Source organism: Paenibacillus sp. J31R30 (assembly GCF_059692115.1).
Map to the genome: position 1 here is coordinate 881,877 of NZ_JCAUAV010000001.1, position 21,119 is coordinate 902,995.

Here is a 21,119-nt window from a genome sequence, read left to right on the forward strand (position 1 = left end):
TATGCTGAAGGGACACCAAAGCTGGCTTTTTGAAAATCGGCCCGTGATTCTTTCAACGGGTACGGTTGTAGGTCCTGATGAAGGGAAGGGGCCTATTAGTGAAGATTTTGATATCGTTCATGGTGATTTGACACTTGGTCAAAAAACGTGGGAAAAAGCCGAAAAGGCGCTGCTGGAGGAGGCAGCGCATCACGCGATGGCGAAAGCCGGTCTAACCGACGACCAGATCCAGTTCTATGTTGGAGGTGATCTGATGAATCAGATCATCTCCAACACTTTCGCTGCCCGCACGCTCAATATCCCTTACCTTGGTATATTTGGAGCTTGTTCTACCTCCATGGAGGGACTCGCGCTAGCCGCTCAACTGGTTGATTCCGGCGCGGCCAACTATGTTATGGCCGGCACCTGCAGTCATAATTGTACGGCGGAGAAGCAGTTCCGTTATCCAACGGAATATGGCTCTCAGAAGCCGCCGACGGCGCAGTACACAGTCACCGGCGCTGGGGTCGCCGTGCTCGGCAAAACCGGTGACGGCCCTGTCGTCACCGCAGCCACAATCGGTCGGATCGTGGATATGGGAATCACGGATCCGTTTAATATGGGTGCGGCTATGGCGCCGGCCGCTGTGGATACGATCCAAACGCATTGTCGCGAATTGAATCGCGATCCATCCTATTACGATCTTATCGTCACAGGGGACCTTGCCGCGGTAGGGATAAGCATCGCTCGTGAGCTCTTTCACAAGCACCAGTTCCCGATCGAGCAGACAACTTATGACGATTGCGGATTAATCATCTTTGATCGTGAAACGCAAACGGTACAAGCGGGAGGCAGCGGCTGCGGCTGCTCAGCTACGGTTACCTATGGGCACTTGCTGAAGCGCATGGCCAAGGGGGAATTGAAGCGAATTCTCGTTGTCGCAACTGGAGCTTTACTTTCACCTCTTACATTCCAACAAGGCGAGAGTATTCCTTGTATCGCACATGCTGTTTCCATAGAGTCTGGAGGTTTGTACGTATGAGCTTTTTTTGGGCTTTTGTTGTTGGAGGGGCGATCTGTGTCCTTGGGCAGCTCATGATGGACGTTGGCAAATTAACGCCAGCTCATACGATGAGCACGCTAGTTGTACTTGGTGCCATAGCCGATGGCTGCAATTTGTATGAACCGCTGATCGCCTTTGCAGGCGCAGGTGCAACTGTGCCCATTACGAGCTTCGGAAATGCCCTAGTTCACGGGGCATTGGAGGAGCTCCATAAGGAAGGCTACATAGGCATCATTACAGGTATTTTTAAAGTGACCAGCGCGGGTGTGTCGGCTGCGATTATATTCTCGTTTCTGGCTGCTTTGCTTGTGAAACCCAAAGGGTGAAGTTGATTTGAGAAGGTTAGCATAAGTGTAAAAAAAGACGCCGCTTGGCGTCTTTTTTCTATGTCCTGAGCTGGAATTTCCCTACGCATTTGTACCAGTAAAACCATATTTGTCATACCCACCCGTTGAATTCCATCGTACAAGCGTTTGCGTGGGTAATTTTAACAAATAACTTTAGAGGATTTACAAGTATACGGGCGAAATACTTTCCTGTAAACTAGATTTAGTACAATTTTCTCATTTTCTGAGCCAAACGGAAGATGAAGCATTTAATCCCAAATTGGCAATGGTTACGCATACATGTTTTTTCGTGAATACTTGCAATACTTAATACACGCTTACGAAGAAACTTTTCTTCGAAAACTCTAAGGAGGATCAACACATGGAAACTGCCACTCAGCATCATGTAGAAGTACTAGCTAGGCTGAAAGCAAATTTAGAATCATGTATTCTTGGCAAAAGCGCTGAAATTGAATTGTTGCTTACTGCAATGTTGGCCGGTGGTCATGTTCTACTAGAGGATGTTCCAGGAACAGGCAAAACGGTGCTTATTAAAGCACTAGCAAAATCTATAAACGGGCAATTCCGCCGTATTCAATGTAACCCGGACTTGTTGCCAACGGATATCACTGGCGTATCTATATATCACCCCAAAGAAGAGAAGTTTCTATTCCGTTCGGGGCCGATTATGACGAATATTTTGCTTGTGGATGAAATCAATCGGGCCACGACCAAAACACAATCTGCTCTACTTGAAGCGATGGAAGAACAGCATATTACGGTTGATGGTGATTTACATGAGCTTCCAGCTCCGTTCCTGATGCTGGCGACCCAGAATCCCATCGATTTTGAAGGGACATATACATTGCCAGAGGCCCAACTAGATCGCTTTATGATCAAGCTGAGCTTAGGCTATCCAAGTGAAGCTGCTGAGAAAATGATGATTGCCTCCCAAAGTAAAGCTCATCCGATGGAAGCCTTGCATGCCATTATCGATACCAAGCAAGTGCTTGAGATCCAAGAGCAGGTTCGTCATGTACATATGGATGAGGCCGTTGCAGATTACTTAGTAACGATTTCGAGAAAGACGAGAGAACATCACGCTGTTTTCCTAGGAGCGAGTCCGAGGGCTACACTCTCGCTAGTATTAGCCTCCAAAGCGTATGCCTTCTTACATGGTCGTGATTATGTCATCCCGGATGATATAAAATATTTAGCTCCTTTTGTATTGGGTCACCGTATGATCCTTCAAATGGAAGCTCGTATGGATGGCATTAGTATTGCTTCTGTGCTAGCTACGATTTTTGAGCAAGTACGGGTTCCGGTCAGATTGGAGAAGTGAGCCTATGAAACGACCGGTATTTAAACGATTCGGGGAGCGTCCCCGGTTCCCGGCAGCATTATGGCTACTTTTAACTTGTTTGGCGGCTAGCTTGTTCTTCATGCTTTTTCAAGGTGGAAAGCTGGCCTCCATGTTGTTTATTATGATGACGTTTCTAACTGTGTATTTGCTTTCTGGGAATTGGAGCGGGATCAAACGCGCGCAGGCGACGCGCAAGCTTACGAATACAGGCTCAGAGGCTAAACTCGAGGCAGGTCAATCTCTGCAAATTCAGATCGGTGTGCAAATACCAGGGTTTTGGCCGGTTCCATACGTGATGATCAAAGATCAGCTCATACGTCAAAATGGTGATGAATCTGTATTCGAAGGGTCTATCGTGCCAGATTGGAAGCGTCGAGGTGATTTCACCTATAGCACACCGCCGCTTCGAAGAGGCTATTACCGCTTCGGGGAGACGGAGTGCTTGACGGAGGATATTTTCGGCTTCTTTCAACATAAGAGTCGTTTGGATCTGCAACAGCCAATTACCGTGTATCCCCAAACGGTCACAATCCGTGAATGGGCGCAATTTCATCAAATGCTCAAAGGGATGCAGCACAACTCTACGACGACTAGCGCACATCGGGAAACAACGCAAATTAATGGTGTTCGTGAGTACATTTATGGTGATCGTCTTTCTCGCATTCACTGGAATGCTACGGCGAAGACAGGAACGTGGAAGTCGAAGGAGTTCGAACGTGAATCCTTGCCGAAAACCATTGTTTTACTAGATCGAACTGCACGTGCGTACCGAGATGAGGCTGAATTTGAACTTGCCGTGTCAGTTGCGGCATCCTTGTTCCGTTATGGAACAGGACGTGAAATGTCGCTGGGCTTGCTGTCGATCGGCAAAGAGTTCACTTATTTTGAACCGAAGCACACACAGCATCATTATAAGGAAATTGTTAAACATCTTGTTGGCGTAGATGCGGATGGTTTTCAATCTCTGAGCCAAATCTTGAAGGAACGCTCGCAGGATTGGCCCGCAGGCAGCTTAATTGTGCTCATATCTCCGCAAAAGGGAAGCAGCATGCTGCAAATGTTTCAGCAAATGGCGCTTCTCCAAATGAAGCCCTGCCATATTTGGATTCATGCACAGGCAGATCAAGTATTTGGGTCTCAGGGAGTGGAACCGATGTCCAAGCCTGAGGATTACATTAAAGCGATTCGCTCACAAGGCTATATGGGGTATGAGGTAAGTCAATTAACAGACTTGCCTAACCTTCTGGGAGGGGCGAAACGGTATGCCTAACACATGGTGGAGCAGACTTCTTCTTAAGGATTGGGCGCTGCGTGTGTCAGCGATTCTCATAGGTATTTTCCTCTATCAGTTTGTAATTTGGATTATGAAGGAAGATGGCCTGTGGCTTGCTGAGACAGTTTCCTTCGTGACATGGACGCTAGTCCTCATTGCGGCGACTTATTGTATTCCGAGAATTACAACAGGCTGGCGCGGGTTTCTCCAGTTCGTACTCATGATCTGGTTTCATGGCTTGGGAATGGGGTATGAATTCAAGCCTGTTCATATTACAACCTGGAAAGAGGCGCTGCGCTGGATTGGCCTCAATGCGGGGCAGCTAGAGCCGTACATTTGGTTTAGTTTAGGCACGTGGATTATTTATTTGTTCGCGATGTGGTCCGTGCAATCCAAATTTCGGATAGTCGTGCTTATTTTTGTCAGCATCTTATTCTTTGCCGTACGCGATTCATTCAGTATGATTTTTCTTTGGCCTCAAGTGGCGATGATCCTGCTTTGCGGATTTCTCCTGCTCATTGTGAAACATTTTTCACAACTGAAGAAAAAAGCGCCAGATGTGTGGGAGACAATTTCCGATTATCCGTCTTCTTTTACCGTTCCTATCCTCATTTTGGTTGGCGTGATTGCCTTGGCTGGTATATTCGCCCCAACGGTAAATCCGATTCTGACTGATCCTTACACAGCTTGGAAAGTGAGTCGTGGAGAATCGGTGCCGTTACTGGGCAAAGGGGTTAGTATTGCGACTTCGACGGCTGATGCTTCATCGGGCTATAGCCGTGATGATACCCGACTGGGCGGTGGCTTTCGGTTCGATTACACACCGGTGATGACGGTTGAATCGAGTAAACGGACTTATTTCCGTGGTGAAACTAGATCCATGTATAACGGGAAAGGTTGGGAGCTTGGGCCAACGGAGAAGAGGCTGCCTGTATATCGGGTGAATTTGAATCCGTTGCCGCTGGATCCACGATTTAACGTATCGCTATTGAAAACGCAGGAAGTCACCCAAAGTGTTGTGATGGATCGTGAAGAGGTGTTCCCGGTATTATTCGGTGGATACGCCATTCAGAAAATTGTAGAAATTAATAAGGGTGAGAACCCGTTCCAACGGATCATTTGGTCTCCGCGACAATCGGAACTTCGCTTCACAGGACGAAGCAATTATCCCAAAGATTACTCGGTTGTTGTCCAAGAACCGATTCTTGAGGAAGATTTACTGCGGAAAACCGAGCAGGACTATTCAAGCAAGCCTGAATGGGCGGAGTACTTACAAGTACCTGCTGATTTGCCTGAGCGAGTAAAGCAGCTTGCTCTTGATATTACCAAAACAGCGACGAATCCTTACGATAAAGCGAAGCTGATCGAGAAGTATTTGTCCCAGAATTTTCCTTATACGAACACGCCTGACGAAACGAAAGGGAAAAGCAAAGACTTTGTAGATCGTTTCCTATTCGAAGTGAAGCAAGGGTATTGCGATTACTATTCGACAGCAATGGCTGTGCTCACACGGTCCATTGGATTGCCAACGCGCTGGGTAAAAGGGTATTCCTCGGGAGCCTCATCGATCACCGATGAGATTCGGGAGCAGGGGATCCTAGGTGCGTTAGGGGCCAGCATTGATTTGGATGGTGCTGGTGCCTATACCGTTCGTAACTCAGATGCTCACTCTTGGGTAGAAGTATACTTTGATGGCTTTGGCTGGATATCCTTTGAACCAACTTCGGGCTTTACGCTGCCAAATGTTTTCCCAGAAGCAGCACCAGTCGTTGAAGACTTATCAACGGATACCGATACGAGCACATTACCAGAAGAAACGACAGAAGCGGCGAGCTTCACATGGCTCTGGCTAACACTGAGCAGTGTAGCAGCCGCAGCTCTTCTTGCAGTCGCTGTATTCTTCCTTATGAGAAGTGAAGCATGGCGGAACTGGCGAGCTCGGAGGAAACAGCTCCAAGTCGTGAATTTCAATCAAAAAATTATCGTTGAATTTGAAAGAATGCTCCGTGCCTGCCGTCGAAAAGGATACACGAGACACGAATATGAAACGGTGCGTGAAGCAACAACAAGATGGTCAACACAGAGTAAGTGGTTGAAGAAAGAGTTGGACTCTTTAATTGAACTGTTTGAACGTGCGAAATACAGTCAATTAGCCGTGTCTGAAGTCGAATACCAACAAGCGAACCAATTAATTCTTCGTGTCAAAGAACAAATGAAATAAAAGAAAACGAAGCCACTCTCCAACTAAGGAGGGTGGCTTCCTACGAGAGGAGATCTTTTTTTATGGCATTTATCGATTGTCATTTTCACTCCGAATCCCTTGGTGTTGCAGCTTCCATGCATGTGATATTACCTCAAGTTGCCAAGAGCCAAATTGGACTAGCTTCCCATGCTTATGGAGGAAAGCACCCAACCTTATTTTTATTACACGGCTTGTCCGATGACCATACGATTTGGATGCGTCGAACCTCTATTGAGCGTTACGCTTCTGGGCTTGGTATAGCCGTTGTTATGCCAGCGGTGAACCGCAGCTTTTATGCGGATATGGCCTCAGGTCCAAAGTATTGGGAGTTTATTAGTGAAGAATTGCCTGCGCTAGCGAGATCTTTCTTTCCGTTATCGGATGAACGAGAGTTGAATTATGTTGCCGGTCTTTCAATGGGGGGATATGGTGCGATGAAGCTAGCACTCTCGCAACCTGATCGATATGCAGCCGGTGCAAGCTTGTCAGGAGCTGTTGATATCGTTGAGAGAGCTACTGCGTTTCCAGCTGACTTTCAATTGATTTTTGGTGATGTATCTACGATAAAAGGCAGCCCGAATGATTTGTTTTATCTCGCAGACCAGCTTACAGCTACTAAACAAGAAAGACCGCAGCTCTATCAATGCTGTGGCACGGAAGACTTCCTGTACGAAGATAACATTCGGTTCCGTGATTATTGTCGAAAACAAGGGTTGCAAATTACCTATGAAGAAGAGTCTGCCACACATGATTGGGGCTACTGGGATCGTAAAATTCAAAGCGTTTTAGACTGGTTGCCATTGCCATCAAGAGGCTAGTGGGAAAATATGTTCTTTTCTTTTTGCAACAAACGAGGCACTATGGTATAGTTTCACGTATATGTCAAGGAAGCAGTTGGAGGGAATTTGTTTGCTGAAAAAGCTTGTACCCAGACAGTCTGTTCATACAATTTATGATATTGATGCCAATCACCTGTGGGGATTCGGTATTCGCGGAATTATAACGGATCTTGATAATACACTTGTCGGTGCACGTGATCCACATGCGACGCCTGAGCTAATAGAATGGCTGAATCATCTGCAGCAGATCGGCTTCAAAGTTGTCATTGTGTCGAATAACCATCATAACCGGGTGTCGACATTTGCGAAGCCGCTGGGCATTCCGTTTATTCACCGTGCCAAAAAACCGACGAATGCTTCCTTTCATAAAGCGATGAAGCTGCTTGGAACGAATGCGCGACAGACGACTGTCATCGGGGATCAAATGCTGACCGATGTACTTGGCGGCAATCGAATGGGGCTATACACGATCCTAGTTCAACCAATCTCCAGAAAAGATGAAGGCCTATTCACAAGAGTGAATCGTCTTATTGAGAGATGGGCAGTAGCAAGGATGAAGAAATAGGAGGTTTCATGAGTACAGAAACAATACAACATTGTGCGGGTTGCGGCATTCAGCTGCAAAATGAAGACAAAAGTAAGCTTGGCTTTATTCCAGAGGCTGCCTTGCAAAAGGAACCTTTGATTTGCCAACGCTGTTATCGAATTAAGCATTATAATGAGTCTTCGAGCATTACCCTTCAACAGGACGACTTCCTGAAATTATTAGGACATGTTGGTCAAACGAAGGCGTTAGTCGTGAAAATCGTGGATATTTTTGATTTTGAAGGCAGTATGATTAGCTCGCTTGCCCGATTTATTGGCAATAATCCCGTTCTGCTCGTGGTTAACAAGATCGACTTACTGCCAAAAGTGACGAATGCGAACAAGATCATCAACTGGGTACAGCGCAGAGTCAAGGAAGAAAACCTCAAAGTTGTTGATATCGTGCTGTGCAGCGCGAAGAAGAACATGGGGTTTGATCGGGTGATTACGGCTGTTCAGGAATACCGCGGCAACATGGACGTATATGTAGTTGGGGCAACAAACGTGGGGAAATCGACGTTAATAAATCGCCTGATTAGTGATTACAGTGATTTGGAAGCGGAACTAACGACATCGCAGTATCCGGGAACTACGCTCGATCTCGTCAAAATCCCGCTCGATGACGGCAAGTTCATTATCGATACGCCTGGGATTGTGTACAAGCATCGTCTGACTGAAGTCGTGAAAAAGCGTGATTTAACACCGCTAATGCCGGATAAACCGCTCAAACCGATGGTATTTCAACTTAATGAGGCACAGACATTATTCTTTGGCGCGCTCGTTCGGTTTGACTTTATCCAAGGTGAGCATCAATCCTTTACTTGCTATACATCGAATGCGATTCAAATTCATCGCACGAAGCTGGAGCGAGCAGATAGCTTATATGAAGAACACAAAGGTGTCATACTAACGCCGCCGGCGCAAGCTGATCTTGAAGAGCTTCCGAAGCTGGTTAAGCATCCGCTGCACATTCCGAAGGGGAAACAGATGGATGTGCTGATCTCTGGTTTAGGCTGGATTAAAGTGAATAGTCTAGCTGGTGCACAGTTAGCTGTTCATGCTCCAAAGGGGATTAAAGTGATAACGCGGGAGTCATTAATTTAAAATAGTAGAAAGTATAAGTTTCACATTATTAATCGGCTATATTTCTGATAAACGCGTCGTCCTTTACAGACTTCGTAGCCGATTATTTCGGGGAGACATGGGGAGATCATGGAGAAACTTCGGACAATCGACAGTCATACGGTACTATATGGGGTATTCGGGGATCCCATTCGGCATTCCCGTTCTCCGATTATGCTGAATCGCGCTTTTCAGGAAGCGGGAATAAATGGTGTTTATGCTGCTTTTCATGTGAAGCCTGAGGAGCTTGGAGAGGCTGTTCGGGGAATTCGGGCTCTTGGATACCGCGGAGTGAATGTGACCATTCCACATAAAGTAGATGTGATGAACTACCTCGATGAGATCGATGAAGGGGCTATGATCGTTGGAGCAGTCAATACCATCGTGAATGAACAGGGCAAGCTCAAAGGCTTCAACACCGATGGGATTGGTTATGTGCGTTCCTTGAAGGAAGAGACAGGCATTGAGCTCAAAGGGAAACGCGTTCTTCTTCTCGGCGCTGGCGGCGCGGCACGAGGTGTGGCCTATGCCTTAGCCAAAGAAGGCGTGAGCTGTATTTATATAGCGAATCGTACCAAGGCGCGTGCCGTGGAACTAGCTGCTACAATTGGCGCATTCACCGAAACTGTTGGTTTAGGGATGGATGAGCTTGACAACGTGGTAGATCATGTTGAGTTTGTGCTCAACACCACATCGGCTGGCATGCATCCGAATGTGGAGGAGCTTCCTTTGCCGCTCCATTTGCTTCGACCACACCACCTAGTAAGTGATCTTATTTACAATCCACGCATCACGAGATTTCTTCGTGAAGCGGAAGCTATAGGAGCTCGCATTCATGGCGGGCTCGGCATGTTTATTTATCAAGGCGCATATGCCTTCGAGTATTGGACGGGTACCACTGCGCCGGTTGAGGCGATGAGACAGGTGGTAGAACAGTCGTTAACTGAATAAGAATGAATAGAGGGACATCTATGTTATCAGGCAAACAGAAAAGATATTTGCGCTCATTGGCGCACCATGTAGATCCAATTTTTCAAGTAGGTAAAGGTGGCGTGAATGAGCATTTGATTCGTCACATCCAAGAAGCGATTGAAGTTCGTGAATTGATCAAAATCACGGTACTCAACAACAGTGGTGAAGATCGCCAAGAGGTTGGAGCTGAATTATCCGAGAAATCTGGCGCAGAGCTTGTTCAGGTTATCGGGAAGATCGTCGTGCTATACAAAGAATCGCGTGACAATAAGAAGATTGAACTGCCGCGCTAATGAGGTGGATGTATGCTTGTCGGAATTATGGGAGGCACATTCGATCCCATTCATACCGGTCATTTAATCGCAGCTGAACGTGCGAGGGTAGAAGGGGGCTTGGACGAAGTATGGCTGATGCCTGCTAACGTCCCGCCGCATAAGCCTAATGCCCCAAAAGGAACAAGCCAGCAGCGTTGGGAGATGGTTTGCCTTGCTGCGGAAGGCAATCCTTTTTTTCGTCCTGTCGATATCGAAATTAACAAAGGCGGCGTATCCTATAGTATCGATACGATCGAACTGTTGAAATCGCAATATCCGGACATCGCGTTCACTTATATTATTGGTGCCGATATGGTCCAGTATTTGCCGCAGTGGCATCGCATCGATGACATCGTGCGGCATATTCATTTTATTGGATTAGCCAGACCTGGCTATAAGCTGGACCTGACGCAGCTTCCCGAGCGTATTCGTAATCGCGTGAAGCTAGTACCGATGCCGCTCGTTGAGATTTCATCGACAGCTATTCGGGCGATGAGACAGCTTAAGGATCCCGTTAGGTATCTTGTGCCAGATAAGGTAGGGCAGTTCATGGAGGTGAATCGCTTATATGAAACGTGAAGACCTTATGGCGGCGGTGAAGGAGCAAATGCCTGAACGGCGCTGGCAGCACACGCTTGGTGTGATGGAAACGAGCGTGATGCTGGCTGAACGATTTGGCGGAGATGCGGTCAAAGCGGATGTCGCAGCGATTATGCACGACTATTGCAAGTATTGGCCAATTCAGGAGCAAGCTAAGATTATTCGTGAGAACGATTTACCGCAAGACTTGCTGGCTTTCGATAAGGAGCTGTGGCATTCACATGCAGGTGCTTTTATCGCGAAGACGCAATTTGGTATCGATGATGAGGAAATATTGGATGCGATCCGCTACCATACATCCGGACGCGAACAGATGACGCTGCTCGACAAAATCGTTTGTTTGGCGGATTATATGGAACCAGGCCGTGATTTCCCAGGTGTCGAGGTTATTCGTGAACTCGCTAAGACGAGTCTAGAGCGCGCGTTGATCGCCGGCTTTGACTCTACGATCCATTTCTTGTTATCCAAGGGAAAGCGCATTTATCCACTTACAATTTTGACACGGAACGATTTATTGGAACAAATCCAAATACACACCTAATGACATGGAGGATGATTGCATGAGTAAAAACCCAGAAGAAGTATTAGCATTCGTTGTTGAGGCAGCGGAAGACAAAAAAGCGGCAGATATCGTTAGCCTGAATTTGAAAGGCGTTTCCTTAATCGCCGATTATTTCGTTATTTGTCACGGGAATTCGGAAACACAAGTTCAAGCGATTGCGGGCGAGGCTCGTAAAAAAGCGCACGAACATGGTGTTCATATCAGAGGCTATGAAGGTATTGATACAGCTAGATGGGTTCTGCTTGATTTAGGAGACGTTGTTCTTCACGTTTTCCACCGCGATGACCGCGAATACTATAATATCGAAAGACTTTGGTCTGACGCCAAAGTTGTGGAGCGGGTATGAGAAATGAAGCAGGATCCCTTGTTACCTTAGAGGTAGCAAGGGAAGTTCCACCTAACGGCTTTTTCCTGAGCGATGGATATCAGGATTTTTTGCTTCCTTATGCGGAAATTGTAGGGAACCGGATTAGTCCGGGAGACCAAGTGGAAGTATTCTTATTCCACGATACGCAGGATCGGATCATGGCGACCATGAAGAAACCTCTGCTGACCATGGGTCACGTGGGGCTTCTAGAGGTTGTTGATATTCATCCGCGATTTGGGTATTTCCTAGAAATGGGGCTAGGTCGTCATCTGCTTTTACCATATCGGAATGTGCCTGAATTCGAGGACCTTCGCCCTCAAGTTGGGGACAAAGTGTTTGCAACGCTTGCACACGATCGTCAAGGCCGATTAATTGCGAAGCTGGCGCTTGAAGAAGACCTGGCTCCGCTATGTGTTCGTGCGCCATCAAGTTGGACAAACCAATGGGTCAAAGCACGTGTGTATCGTCCCCTTCAGATGGGTACTTTCGTGATTTGTGAAGCGGGTGTGCTTGGTTTTGGCATCATCGGGCTGATCATCCCGCAAGAGCGGACACGCTTGCTTCGTGTGGGTGAGCTAGTCGATGTTAGGATCGCATTCGTGCGTGAAGAGGATGGACGAGTTAACTTATCCATGAGGCTGCCGAAGGAAAAAGGGCGCGATGAAGATGCAGAGAGCATCTTGGAAGTACTTCGCGGACGTCCTGGAAATGCGATGCCATTTTCAGATAAAACGCAAGCGGATGTGATTAAGGATAAGTTCGGCCTTAGTAAAGCAGCCTTCAAACGTGCATTAGGGAAGCTTATGAAGGATGGACTCGTCTATCAGGAAGCAGATTGGACGTATCTGAAACAAGAGGAGACGCAAGGCTGAGATGAGTTACGAACAATTTGCCTATACGTACGATCGCTTGATGAAAAGTATGCCTTATGAAGCGTGGCTGCGGTTTGTGAAGGAGTGCTTCGAACGTTATCAAATCAAGCCAACGACGCTTGTTGATTTAGGCTGTGGAACAGGCAACTTGTCCATTCCATTAGCGGCTGAAGGCTTCCAAGTGACGGGACTCGATCTTTCGGAGGATATGCTGGCTGTGGCTGAGCAGAAGCAAAGTGAGCAGTTAAGTCAGCTCCGCGGTGGAGCCGTGCGTTGGATTCAACAGGATTTACGTGAATGGGAGCTTGGGGAGGAAGTCGATGTCGCGATTTCTTTTTGCGATAGCCTGAATTACTTGCTGGAGGAAGAAGACATCGTGGATGCGTTCCGTCAAACCTATGCGGGACTCAAGCCTGGTGGGTTATTCCTGTTTGATGTTCACACCCCGCAGCAATTGTTCGCTTATGCAGAGTCACAGCCGTTCTTTTTGAATGAAGACGATGTGGCTTACATTTGGACCAGCGAATTGGATGAAGAACGTGTGCAGATTGAGCATGACTTAACGATCTTTGTCAAAAATAGCGGGTCTAGCGAAACTTTCAGACGTATCGACGAAACCCATGAACAACGGGCGTATCCGTTGCCTTGGCTTGCACAAATGCTGAAAGAAGCTGGTTTTAGCGAAATTCAACAAGCGGCTGATTTTACATGGGAGAAGCCTACGGATCAGACAGAGCGAGCTTTCTTTATTGCGAAAAAATAATACTGACGGGATTCGCCCTCGGCTTGACAGTTCGGCATTATTTTACATATAATCAAAGCTAATCAGTTGTATGGAAAGCTTAGATGAGGAATAGTACCTTGTACAGCATCTTTCAGAGAGTCGGAGCTAGGGTGTGAGCCGGCAGATGTTAGTCTTGAGAACTCGCCTCGGAGCTAGAAGGTGAACCGCCTGATCTCGGATCAGAAGCGCTAGCTGGATCGTCTCACCCGCGTTAAGGGGCAGAGTGAACACAGGTGAAGAACGCCTTGTGTTAACTAGGGTGGTACCACGGGAATTATACCTCTCGTCCCTAGCGATATCCGCTAGCGATGTGAGGTTTTTTTGTGCGTATTTGCATACATGAGCGAAAGAGCAACTTAAGGAGGCATGGAAGGTCATGACACAGGAATTGAAAGAAACGAAAGAACAACAAGGCTATAATCCGCAAGCTATTGAACCTAAGTGGCAGGCGTATTGGGATGCTAAGAAAACATTTAAAGTACTAGAAAATTCGGATAAACCGAAATTTTATGCGTTGGATATGTTTCCATACCCATCAGGCGCAGGGTTGCACGTAGGGCATCCTGAAGGCTACACAGCAACCGATATCGTTTCCCGTTTCAAACGGATGAGAGGCTTTAATGTCCTTCACCCGATGGGTTGGGACGCGTTCGGTCTTCCTGCTGAGCAATATGCACTAGATACAGGAAATGACCCGCGTGAATTTACGAAGAAAAATATTGATACGTTCCGCCGTCAAATCAAATCACTTGGTTTCTCTTACGACTGGGATCGGGAGATCAGTACAACGGATCCAGAGTACTACAAATGGACACAGTGGATTTTCATCCAGCTCTACAATAAAGGGCTTGCCTACGTAGATGAAGTGCCAGTTAACTGGTGTCCTGCGCTAGGTACGGTTTTGGCTAATGAAGAAGTCATCGATGGATTGAGCGAACGTGGTAACCACCCGGTTATTCGGAAGCCGATGCGTCAGTGGATTTTGAAAATTACGGAGTATGCGGAGCGTTTACTTGAAGATCTTGAGGAATTGGATTGGTCCGAAAGCATTAAGGATATGCAGCGTAACTGGATTGGAAAATCAACAGGAGCTGAGGTTCAGTTCGCGATCGAAGGCCATGCTGAGAAGAGCCTAACAGTTTTCACAACGCGTCCAGACACATTGTTCGGAGCAACTTATTGCGTATTGGCGCCTGAGCATGAACTTGTAGCGCAGATTACAACAGAAGCGCAATCAGCTGCGATCAAAGAATACCAAGAGAAAGCTTCACGCAAAAGTGACTTGGAGCGTACAGATTTGGCGAAAGACAAATCCGGCGTGTTCACAGGGGCTTATGCAATTAATCCGGTCAATGACACGAAAGTGCCGATTTGGATCGCTGATTATGTCCTTGGCGGTTATGGTACAGGGGCAATCATGGCGGTTCCAGGGCACGATCAACGTGACTGGGAATTTGCGAAGCAATTTGACTTGCCGATTATTGAAGTTGTTCAAGGCGGAGATGTGGAGAAGGAAGCTTACGCTGGCGATGGCAAGCATTTGAATTCCGGTCCAATCGATGGATTGAACATTGAGCAAGGCATCAGCCATATGATCACTTGGTTGGAGCAAAATGGCAAAGGCCGCGGCAAAGTAACGTATCGTTTGAGAGATTGGCTGTTCAGCCGTCAACGTTACTGGGGTGAGCCGATTCCAATTCTTCACCTTGAAGATGGCACGATGAAGCCAGTTCCTGTGGATCAATTGCCACTATTGCTTCCACAAGTAGATGAAATTAAACCATCAGGTACAGGCGAGTCACCGCTTGCTAACGTATCCGAGTGGGTAAATACAATTGATCCGGAAACAGGTATGAAAGCTCGTCGTGAAACGAACACAATGCCACAATGGGCGGGAAGCTGCTGGTATTATCTGCGCTTCATCGATCCGAAGAATGATCAAGCTTTCTGCTCGGATGAGCTGCAAAAGCAATGGCTGCCAGTAGATCTTTACATTGGCGGAGCGGAGCACGCGGTTCTTCACTTGCTATATGCGCGTTTCTGGCATAAAGTGCTTTACGATCTAGGCTTTGTTCATACGAAAGAGCCGTTCCATAAGCTTGTTAACCAAGGGATGATTCTTGGCGAGAACATGGAGAAAATGAGTAAATCACGCGGCAATGTAGTAAATCCAGATGACATCGTGAGCGATCAAGGCGCGGATACACTGCGCATTTATGAAATGTTCATGGGGCCGTTGGAAGCGACCAAACCGTGGAATACAACGGGCGTAGACGGGATCTATCGTTTCTTGAATCGCGTATGGAGACTGTTCGTTGATGACAACGGTCAAGTTCACTCCAAAATCAGTGCGGATGAAACGCTAGGGAGCGATTCATTCAAACGTACGTGGCACCGCTCGATCAAAAAAATCACCGAAGATTTCGATGCGCTTCGTTTCAACACAGCGATTAGCCAAATGATGATTTTCGTCAACGAGGCTTACAAAACAGAGCGTCTACCTTTGGAAGCGATGAAAAACTTCGTACAAATGCTATCCCCAATCGCGCCTCACTTAGCGGAAGAGCTTTGGGAGAAGCTAGGCGGCGTGGAATCCATCACATACGAAGTATGGCCAACTTATGATGAAGCTTGGACTGTAGATAATGAAGTTGAAATCGTCGTCCAGATCAATGGTAAGATCGTTGACCGCGTCATGATTTCCAAGGATACAGATGAAGCTGCCATGGAGAAAATGGCTTTCGAACTCGACAAAGTCAAAGAAGCGACCGCCGGAAAGGCCGTTCGCAAATTGATTGTTGTGAAGGGTAAATTAGTCAATATCGTTGTAGGATAAGTTCAAAGAATTATGCGTTGAGAAGGCTATTGCTGTTGTTTCAAAGGAAAGAGCAGCTCAGCCTTCTCAATGTCTTCTTCATATTTGGCATGAGTGGCACGAATAACCTGAGAGAAAACTCCGCATAGCTCCTTTTCCAAAATCCGCAAGCCTTCCGCCGTAATACCACCAGGAACAGATACTCGCTTTTGCAAGCTAATGGGGTTGAAGCCGCCCGTTGTAAGCAGCTTTCCAGTACCTAACGTCATTTCACTGGCCAGAAGTGTGGCCTCCTCAGCAGAAATACCCGTTTCTTCCACAGCCGCATCAATAAATGCTTGAATGAAGCTTGCGAGAAAAGCAGGACCACAGCTCGATAAATCAGATGAAATCCTTGTGTAATTCTCCGACACACGAATTGGAGTAGAAATGTGAGTGAAAATATTTTCAAGCCATTCTTTATCTTCAGGCTGCATACGATTCCCATGAATACATAACGTCGCACCGCTTAACACATAGTTCGTAATACTTGGGATAATTTTACTTATTTTAGCAGGTAAAAGACCTTCCAGATGTTTAATGAGAATAGGGCTCGTTATGGATATTATAAATTGAGAGGGAAGCACGTCCTCTTTGATTTCATCAATAACCTTTTTGAATTCAGATGGTTTCACACATAGGAAAATTAAATCACTTCCACGCACGACTTCACGATTCGTTTCTGCCACCTGCAAGCCAGGATAGTTCTCCGCAAGTAGTTCTACTTTACGCAAGGTTCGATTGCTAGCGATAATTTGCTCGGGATTGAATGCCCCGGAATGAATGAATGCTTCAATCAGAATACTTCCCATACTCCCAGTACCGATGAATCCAGCTTTCATCAAGTGATCCCTCCCGAAAAAATCAGTCTTTATACGAAAACCAACCTATAAACGCGGTCGCACACTAGTCGAGTAGTCATTGGGACGCTTTTTCATGTATATGGTCGCTCATTTGCAAATATGCAAAGAAAGAAGGTAGTCTGTGGATTTATTTGGAAATAGAATCAAGAGAATTTTGTTGATCCTTGGAGTTGTCTCTCTTTTTGTTTGGGTGGTGTGGCCCTTTCTCCGCGGGGGACAATCGACCATTCAAACGGCCTTCATGCCGATCAATACACAGATGGAAGAGTTACTCACGCAAGAGGCCAATGAGAAAAAAGAGGGAAGTAGCAAGACTGAGTCAGTTCCTACAGTAAAAGCGTCCGTAACGCCAAAGGCTAGTTCGACTGCGACAACGTCAAAGTCGTCTCCAACGAAGGCGACAAATTCAGAAGAAGCAACCTCCTCTTCAGAGACTCTATCCACGCTGTCTAGCACTACAGGAACAAACAACACTAGCCCTGAACCCACTCCCAAAGCTGCACCCCCATTGCTTGAAAAGGTTAATGGACTTATCGATTTGAACACCGCTACATTCGAACAGTTAGATAAGCTGCCAGGGATTGGTGAAAGTAAGGCAAAAGCCATTCTTGAGTACCGTACGAAGAAGGGGCGCTTCAAGCGAATTGAAGAACTCATGGATGTAAAGGGGATTGGTGAGAAAATGTTAGAGAAGCTGAAGGGACACTTGTTTGTAGCTCCGTCCTAGCCTATGACCTAACATATCTTTTCATTTCTATCGAAATATGAGAAAATACTAGAAATAGTTTTGGTCTTGAAAATAGGTAATGAAAAACCGAGTCATCAGGAGGGAGTCAATCATCATGAGCATACGGAAAGATTGGGATACGTATTTTCTAGATATCGCTTATATGGCCTCCACACGCTCGCGTTGTAATCGCAGACATGTTGGAGCCGTGCTTGTACAAGGGAAAAAGCTGCTCGGTACCGCATATAACGGGGCTCCGATGGGCGTGCCGGATTGCACGGAAGCCGGCTGCATGCTCGTGGAAGAAATTGAGCTGAAAGTCGTTGACGATGTAGAGGAAGTCGTACGTAAGCATCGGTGTATACGTACGATTCATGCTGAGCAGAACCTGCTGCTGTTTACCGACCGCGAGGATCGCGAGGGTTCCACAGTTTATGTGACTGATCAACCTTGCTGGACTTGTGCGAACATGTTAGCGAATAGCGGAGTGACTGAAATTGTGTTTCATCGTGGGTATCCGAAGGATCATGAGAAGGTTAGCCAGTTGATGGGAACTAGAGGAATTTCGTTCCGTCAAATGAGCGGATATGAACCACCATCAGGCACAGTTTCTGAGGTTGTTAACTAAATAGCAGTTTTTGAGAGGAAGAACCTCTCTCTAGAAGCAGCCTTTGGGGTGCGATAGGGGGAGGTTCTTTGTATTATGACAACATTCACATATAAAAAAGGAGAGATCCCCTACCATGAAAAGACCAGTTGTTCAAGGATGCTGTCTGTGGATAAGTGGTTATGTGCTCGCGATTTACACGGAGCTCCCTTGGCTGTCCTGGATGACGAGCGCGCTGCTGCTAGCCGCGCTCGTCATCCTCTACGCGCTGCGCCTGCCTGGCCGGCAGCCGCTGGGCGCACTGTTGCTGGTCGTAATAGCCTACGGCTATTATCAAGGGACCGACCAGCGCAACATCACTGCCCTGCCGCTGGCGCAGCAGCAGCAGGTAAGCCCTGACGGCAGCGAGGCTACGCTGCTCGGCCATTTGGCTAGCCCTGTCACCATTGACGGTGACAGGGCTAGCTTCACCATGGAAGCGGAGTCCGTCCGCTTCCAAGACAACACCGCTTTCCCGCTGGGCGGGGAAAGCGTGCAGGTCTCGCTGCGCCTGATGGAGCAGGCGCAGCAGACGATCGCGTCGGGCTGGCGCCGAGGCGACGCCCTGACGATAACGGGGACGCTGCGCAGCCCGTCCCTGGCCCGCAACTTCGGCGGCTTCGACTACCGCCGATACTTGCGCCTTCACCACACCCATTGGCTGCTCTCAGCCAAAGGGGTGGATCAGGCGCAGGTGCAGCCTGCGGCTGCGCGCCTTAGCGTCGTCCAGCTGCTGCGCTGGAACGACGAGCTGCGCGCAGCGCTCAGCAGGCGGATGGACGTGATCTTTCCCGCATCGCAAGCGGGATTCATGAAGAGCATGTTGATCGGCTTGACAGACGATCTGGATCCGGAACGCTTCCAGCAATTTTCGGAGCTGGGGCTGACTCATATTTTAGCCATCTCAGGGTTAAATATTGCTGTGTTTCTAGGTGTGTGCATTTGGATTATGCGCCGCTTCAAAATGGCCAAAGAAACCTATCTGCTCATCTGCATGTGTCTGCTTCCATTCTACGTGCTAGTCACGGGCGCTTCCCCGTCTATTGTGAGAGCCGGCCTCATGTCGATGATTGCTCTGTACGCAGCTCGGCGTGGAGGAATGAAAGAGGTCCTTCACATACTTGCTGCCGCAGCATGGGCGATGCTGCTTTGGGATCCTTATTTTTTACTTGATGTAAGCTTCCAACTATCATTCTTAGTCACACTGGGACTCATCCTTGGTGTACAAAGAGTAAGTGAATTGCTTTCCCCTTACCTGATATCGCCGACCCTCCGAAACACCTTCGCCATCACGCTAGTCTCGCAAGCCGTCTCCTTCCCAGTCTCGATTTATTATTTTAATCAATTTTCGTTGTTGTCTTGGTTAGCCAATGCCGTGCTAGTTCCCGTTATCAGCATGATCGTTTTTCCTGCAGGTTTGGTTGCGCTAGTATTTGGTTTGCTCTTCATCCCCTTAGGTCAAAGATTAGGCACGCTGATCGCTTGGTTGAATCAAGCTATATTTTGGATAACGGATCAACTTCAGCAGATTCCTCATCTCAAAATGATTTGGCCATCCCCAAGCATACCGTGGATCTATTTCTATTACGCTTTCCTTGTTCTCATTTATATACGCTGGCATCGCAGTCACCAAAGCTCTTCGGATGAGCTTCCCATTATGTTAGACTCGAACAGCAGGAAAAGCACAAAGAAAATAAGTGTAAAGTTTGGTTTATTACTTGTAATTGGCAGTTTTCTTTTGCTCTTATGGATCGGTTATTCGCCTAACCGCTTTCAACGGACAGGTTTAGTCCAGTTTATTGATGTTGGGCAAGGTGACGCCATTCTGATCCGTACCCCCTATGGTCGTCACATTTTAGTAGATGGAGGAGGGACACTCACGTTTCGTAAACCGGGTGATGAATGGAAAATCCGCAAGGATCCTTATGAGGTGGGGCAAAAGCTGCTTGTTCCTCTCCTGAAAAAACGGGGGATACATCACTTGGATCTTGTTGTACTTACTCATGAGGATGCCGACCACAGTGGCGGGTTACAGGCAGTTCTGGAACAAATTCCTGTGAAGCAATTCCTTTTTAACGGGACATTCAAGGAAAACAGCAGCATGACGACGATGTTTCACACACTTTTGCAAAAGCGAGTTCCCTTATTACCAGCAGAAGTAGGAGATTGGATCGACATTGATCCACTTACGAGATTACAGGTTCTGTATCCGCTGGAAACGAATGAGTCCGCGATTGAAATTGTCAAAGAGCAGAATGCGAGATCGGTCGTATTCTTGCTCGAGATGCAAGGGACCCGTTGGCTGTTTACGGGGGATATGGAGAAAGCATCCGAAGCTGTTGTGCTTGATTATTTACGTGATCATCCCGAATTAATAGCAAGTGATAACAAGTTTTTGAATACATCTTCTTCTTTTTCTTCTTCAGTTGCTTCATCATCATCTTCATCCTCTACGTCTTCCCCCGTCACCAAAACACACACCTCCACCACCACGGAGCACAAAATCGATGTTCTTAAAGTTGCTCACCATGGCAGCAAAACCTCTACGACACCAGAGTGGTTGGCCTATTGGAATCCAGCTGTGGCCGTTATTTCGGTGGGTGCGATGAATACATACGGCCATCCTTCGCCAGAAGTTATGGATCATTTAGCCAATGCGAAAGTGGGGATTCTACGCACAGATCGGATGGGTGAAGTGCAAATGGAGGTGCGGAAGGAAGGGATTTTTACGAGAATGAAGCTAATGAACTAGTAAGCTGGGGTATT

Annotated in this window: 20 protein-coding genes and 1 other annotated feature; of the genes, 19 read left to right on the forward strand and 1 reads right to left on the reverse strand. The window is 47.2% G+C overall.

All coding sequences use genetic code 11. The features are described 5' to 3' along the window. The first annotated feature begins 1 nt into the window (after position 1). The 16 genes from spoVAD to leuS all read left to right on the forward strand — a co-directional run bounded on the left by spoVAD (position 2) and on the right by leuS (position 16,099). Complete coding sequence (gene spoVAD, locus AC58QO_RS03065) at positions 2-1,021, forward strand: stage V sporulation protein AD (RefSeq protein WP_497263829.1); 1,020 nt, start codon at positions 2-4, stop codon at positions 1,019-1,021. Continuing rightward, positions 1,018-1,368, forward strand: a complete 351-nt coding sequence (gene spoVAE, locus AC58QO_RS03070; RefSeq protein ID WP_497263830.1) for a stage V sporulation protein AE — start codon at positions 1,018-1,020, stop codon at positions 1,366-1,368. Before spoVAD ends, spoVAE begins: the two co-directional genes overlap by 4 nt. Positions 1,369-1,750: 382 nt before the next feature. Beyond that, positions 1,751-2,710 (forward strand): AAA family ATPase, encoded by a 960-nt coding sequence (locus tag AC58QO_RS03075; protein WP_497263831.1) that lies wholly within the window; start codon positions 1,751-1,753, stop codon positions 2,708-2,710. Between the two features lie 4 nt (positions 2,711-2,714). Then, positions 2,715-4,001: a DUF58 domain-containing protein gene (locus AC58QO_RS03080; protein ID WP_497263832.1), complete on the forward strand. Its 1,287-nt coding sequence runs from the start codon at positions 2,715-2,717 to the stop codon at positions 3,999-4,001. Further along, on the forward strand, positions 3,994-6,225 hold the full coding sequence (locus AC58QO_RS03085) for a transglutaminase TgpA family protein (protein WP_497263833.1): 2,232 nt from the start codon (positions 3,994-3,996) through the stop codon (positions 6,223-6,225). The genes AC58QO_RS03080 and AC58QO_RS03085 overlap by 8 nt, the downstream gene beginning before the upstream one ends. Positions 6,226-6,287: 62 nt before the next feature. After that, the gene (locus AC58QO_RS03090) at positions 6,288-7,064 is read left to right on the forward strand and encodes an alpha/beta hydrolase (protein ID WP_497263834.1); all 777 of its coding nucleotides are present in this window, start codon (positions 6,288-6,290) and stop codon (positions 7,062-7,064) included. A 91-nt stretch (positions 7,065-7,155) separates the two neighbouring features. Beyond that, complete coding sequence (locus AC58QO_RS03095; RefSeq protein WP_497263835.1) at positions 7,156-7,650, forward strand: YqeG family HAD IIIA-type phosphatase; 495 nt, start codon at positions 7,156-7,158, stop codon at positions 7,648-7,650. 8 nt (positions 7,651-7,658) lie between these two features. Then, positions 7,659-8,774, forward strand: a complete 1,116-nt coding sequence (yqeH, locus tag AC58QO_RS03100; RefSeq protein ID WP_497263836.1) for a ribosome biogenesis GTPase YqeH — start codon at positions 7,659-7,661, stop codon at positions 8,772-8,774. 108 nt (positions 8,775-8,882) lie between these two features. Beyond that, a complete protein-coding gene (locus tag AC58QO_RS03105; RefSeq protein ID WP_497263837.1) occupies positions 8,883-9,743 on the forward strand; it encodes a shikimate dehydrogenase in 861 nt (286 codons plus the stop codon). A gap of 20 nt (positions 9,744-9,763) precedes the next feature. Next, positions 9,764-10,057, forward strand: coding sequence for a ribosome assembly RNA-binding protein YhbY (yhbY, locus tag AC58QO_RS03110; protein WP_497263838.1), 294 nt, complete (start codon positions 9,764-9,766; stop codon positions 10,055-10,057). A 12-nt stretch (positions 10,058-10,069) separates the two neighbouring features. Beyond that, entirely contained in the window at positions 10,070-10,657 is a 588-nt protein-coding gene (gene nadD, locus AC58QO_RS03115) for a nicotinate-nucleotide adenylyltransferase (RefSeq protein WP_497263839.1), read from the forward strand. Next, on the forward strand, positions 10,647-11,219 hold the full coding sequence (yqeK, locus tag AC58QO_RS03120) for a bis(5'-nucleosyl)-tetraphosphatase (symmetrical) YqeK (protein ID WP_497263840.1): 573 nt from the start codon (positions 10,647-10,649) through the stop codon (positions 11,217-11,219). Before nadD ends, yqeK begins: the two co-directional genes overlap by 11 nt. A gap of 19 nt (positions 11,220-11,238) precedes the next feature. Continuing rightward, positions 11,239-11,586, forward strand: a complete 348-nt coding sequence (rsfS, locus tag AC58QO_RS03125) for a ribosome silencing factor (protein WP_497263841.1) — start codon at positions 11,239-11,241, stop codon at positions 11,584-11,586. Then, positions 11,583-12,479, forward strand: coding sequence for a CvfB family protein (locus AC58QO_RS03130; protein ID WP_497263842.1), 897 nt, complete (start codon positions 11,583-11,585; stop codon positions 12,477-12,479). Before rsfS ends, AC58QO_RS03130 begins: the two co-directional genes overlap by 4 nt. 1 nt (position 12,480) lies before the next feature. Further along, entirely contained in the window at positions 12,481-13,242 is a 762-nt protein-coding gene (locus tag AC58QO_RS03135; protein ID WP_497263843.1) for a class I SAM-dependent DNA methyltransferase, read from the forward strand. Positions 13,243-13,313: 71 nt separating this feature from the next. Continuing rightward, positions 13,314-13,557: a binding site (T-box leader), on the forward strand. An 82-nt stretch (positions 13,558-13,639) separates the two neighbouring features. Further along, a complete protein-coding gene (gene leuS, locus AC58QO_RS03140; protein ID WP_497263844.1) occupies positions 13,640-16,099 on the forward strand; it encodes a leucine--tRNA ligase in 2,460 nt (819 codons plus the stop codon). 26 nt (positions 16,100-16,125) lie between these two features. On the opposite strand, the gene comER is transcribed toward leuS, so the two are convergent. Next, positions 16,126-16,959, reverse strand: coding sequence for a late competence protein ComER (gene comER / locus AC58QO_RS03145; RefSeq protein WP_497263845.1), 834 nt, complete (start codon positions 16,957-16,959; stop codon positions 16,126-16,128). A gap of 178 nt (positions 16,960-17,137) precedes the next feature. Between comER and AC58QO_RS03150 the strand changes: the two genes are divergently transcribed. From AC58QO_RS03150 to AC58QO_RS03160, 3 genes are all read left to right on the forward strand, one after another. After that, positions 17,138-17,707 carry a ComEA family DNA-binding protein gene (locus AC58QO_RS03150; protein WP_497263846.1) on the forward strand — a complete coding sequence of 190 codons (570 nt, stop codon included), beginning with the start codon at positions 17,138-17,140 and terminating at the stop codon, positions 17,705-17,707. A gap of 115 nt (positions 17,708-17,822) precedes the next feature. Further along, entirely contained in the window at positions 17,823-18,335 is a 513-nt protein-coding gene (locus AC58QO_RS03155) for a deoxycytidylate deaminase (protein WP_497263847.1), read from the forward strand. Between the two features lie 115 nt (positions 18,336-18,450). After that, positions 18,451-21,105: a DNA internalization-related competence protein ComEC/Rec2 gene (locus tag AC58QO_RS03160; protein ID WP_497263848.1), complete on the forward strand. Its 2,655-nt coding sequence runs from the start codon at positions 18,451-18,453 to the stop codon at positions 21,103-21,105. The last annotated feature ends 14 nt before the right edge of the window (positions 21,106-21,119 follow it).